We start from the raw sequence: 2,930 nt of genomic DNA, 5'->3' as shown, positions 1-2,930 counted from the left end.
GACGTGACAGCAAAACCTGCATAACAGAAGAGAAATACAAAAAAGGCCGGGCTGCCTGCGGGCGGCCCGGCCTTTTCTCGTCTGCCGGCTTTTGCTGCCGGCCCGTACTGCCCGTCTGCGGCGATCCCGCCCGGCTCCGCGTCAGCCGCCCTGTTTGGCGAGCGCGCCGGTTTCCACCACCGTCAGCGCATCGGCATCGAGGATGCGCTTTGCCACCCGGCGCACGTCCTCAAGGGTGACGGCGTTGACGAGATCGTTGCGCTTATCGATGTAGTCGATGCCGAGCTTGTCGAGCTGGATGCCCAGAAGCTGGCCGGAGATGCCGCCGGAGGTGTCGAAGCGCAGCGGATAGGACCCGGTCAGGAAGCGCTTGGCATCGGCCAGTTCCTTTTCGGTCGGTCCCTGCGCGGCCATGCGGGTGATCTGCTCGCGGATCAGCTTCAGCGCCTCGGCCGCCTTTTCCGGCTTGGTCGCCGTGCCGCCGACGAACAGGCCGGCATGGTCATAGGCGGCAAGATAGGTGTCGATGCCATAGGTCAGGCCGCGCTTTTCGCGCACTTCCTCAAACAGCCATGACGTGAAGGTGCCGCCGCCGAGAATGTGGTTCATCACATAGGCGGGGATGAAATCCGGGTCCGCCCGCAAAAGGCCCGGTCCGCCGAACTGGATGATGGTCTGTGCTGCCGGCATCGCCTTTTCAAGGCTGAGACCGGTCTTCGGCGTCACGTTGGCGACCGGCGTCAGGTCGGCCTTGTCGGGCAGGGCGCCGAAGGTCTGGTCCAGAAGCGGGCCGAGCGTCTTGCCGTCGATGGCCCCCACCACGGCAATCACCAGATTGTCGCGGGCGAAGACGCGGTTGCGGAAGGTCTTCAGGTCGGCGCGCGTCAGGGTGCCGACGCTGTCCGCCGTGCCGTCGCCCGGCCGGCCATAGGGGTGGTCGGGGAAAGCGGCGGCCGCCCACATGCGCCCGGCAACCGCGTTGGGGTCTTCGTTGTCGTCGCGGATGCCGGCGATGATCTGGCTCTTCATGCGCCCGATCGGCTCGTCGTCGAAACGCGGCTCGGTCAGCGCCGCGCGCAGCAGGTCGAAGGCCTGATCGCGGTAGCCGGACAGGGTGGTGAGCTGGCCGGCGAAATTGTCCTTGCTGGCGGAAAAGCCCATCTTCACGCCCAGTTCGGTGAGCTGGGTCTGAAACGCGCTGGAATCGAGCGTTCCCGCCCCCTCGTCGAGCATGGTGGAAAGTAGGTTGGCGAGGCCTTCCTTGCCGGCGGGGTCCTGCGCCGAACCGCCGCCTGTGAAGGCGAAGTTCATGGTGACGAGCGGCACGGCCTCGTTTTCCACCAGCCAGGCGCGGATGCCGCCGGGGCTGGTGACCGGCTCGATCTTCATGGCCTCGGCCGGCAGGCCATAGAGCGTGGCGGCCACGAAGGTGGTGGCCGCCAGGGTGCCGATGCGCCCCGTGCAGCGGGCAAGAACGGTGCGGGCGACAATGGCGACGCCGCCGGGGCGCCGGAGGGAAGCGAAACGGATCATTGCGCTCATCAGCCTTGCTGGTCGGTCGGGCGGGGCGGCAGCGCCGGGCCGGTGGCCTTGTGGCCGGGCACCGGCAGCAGCAGGCCGGTCACCGGGGCGGGGGTGCCGAGATAGCGGCGGGCGACGTCGTTGACCTGCTCGGGCGTGACGGCGGCAATGCGGGCCGGCCAGGTGCTGATGCTCTTCACATCCTCGCCCACCGCCAGCCCGGCGCCGAACAGGCGCGCCAGAGCGGCCTGACTGTCCTGGGTGTAGATGCTGTCGGCGATCAGGCTGCGGCGGGCGCGATCCACCTCGGCGGCGGTGACGCCGGTCTTGAGCACGGTGGCGAGCGTCTGGTCCATGGCCTGTTCGGCGGCCTCGGGCGTAATGCCGTCGCGGGGCATGACATAGAGCGTGAAGCGGCCCTCGTCGAGCGAGCCGGACTGATACCACGCGCCGGCACTGGTGGCGGGGCCGTCGTTGCGCACGAGCGTGTCGTAGAGCCGGCTGGTGGAGCCGCCGCCCAGCACCTCGGCCAGCACCGTCAGCGCGGCCACGTCGGCGGGCGAGCCGGTGCGTGCGCTCGGCGCAAGCCAGGCCTGCTGCACCACCGGCTGGGCCACCCGCTCGTCAGTCAGCGAGACCGTGCGGGCTGCGGACAGCTCCGGCACGGAAGGGCGGACACGCGCACCGGGCTCGGCCCGGCGCGGCACCTTGCCATATGTGTTTTCGGCCATGGCGCGCACCTCGTCGGCATTCACATCGCCGGCCACCACAAGCACCGCGTTATTCGGGGTGTAGTAGGTGTTGTAGAAATCGAGCGCATCTGCCGTGGTCAGCTTCTCGATCTCCGGCTTCCAGCCGATGACGGGGATGGCGTAGGGATGGGTCACATAGAGCGCAGCGGAAATCGCCTCGCCCAGTTCGGCACCGGGGTCGTTACCGATGCGCTGGGCGCGCTCCTGCAGCACCACCTGCTTTTCCGGGGCCACCACGGCATCGGTCAGCACCAGATTCTGCATCCGGTCGGCTTCGAACTGCATCATAAGCGGCAGGTTTTCTTTCGAAACCTGCTGGTAATAAGCGGTGTAATCGTTGGTGGTGAAGGCGTTCTCTTCACCGCCGATATCCGACACGGTCTTGCTGAATTCGCCGGTCGGGTGGGTTTTCGTGCCCTTGAACATCAGATGTTCAAGGAAATGCGCAATGCCGGATTTCCCCGGCGGTTCATCGGCCGCGCCGGCGCGGTACCACACCATGTGGGTCACGACCGGGGCGCGATGGTCGGGAATGACCACCACCTGAAGGCCGTTGGCGAGCGTGAAGGTGGACAGGGCGGGCGCGATGTCCGGCGCCGTCAGCGGCGCGCCGGTGCCGGCCGCGCCGGCATTGTCGGCCCGCGCCGGCGAAAGCGC

At 67.7% G+C, this 2,930-nt stretch carries 2 protein-coding genes; both read right to left on the bottom strand.

Annotation, left to right across the window (positions count from 1 at the left end):
- Nucleotides 1–141: 141 nt before the first annotated feature.
- Nucleotides 142–1,533, bottom strand: coding sequence for a pitrilysin family protein (locus V7067_RS13600; RefSeq protein WP_334176445.1), 1,392 nt, complete (start codon nucleotides 1,531–1,533; stop codon nucleotides 142–144).
- 8 nt (nucleotides 1,534–1,541) lie between these two features.
- Nucleotides 1,542–2,930: pitrilysin family protein (locus V7067_RS13595; RefSeq protein WP_334176444.1), on the bottom strand; the 1,389-nt coding region annotated here is incomplete at its 5' end.

This window comes from Pseudoxanthobacter sp. (assembly GCF_036822375.1).
Classification (GTDB): Bacteria; Pseudomonadota; Alphaproteobacteria; order Rhizobiales; family Segnochrobactraceae; genus Pseudoxanthobacter.
The sequence above is the reverse complement of the archived record's forward strand: the minus strand, read 5'-3'. Positions and strand labels throughout refer to the sequence as shown.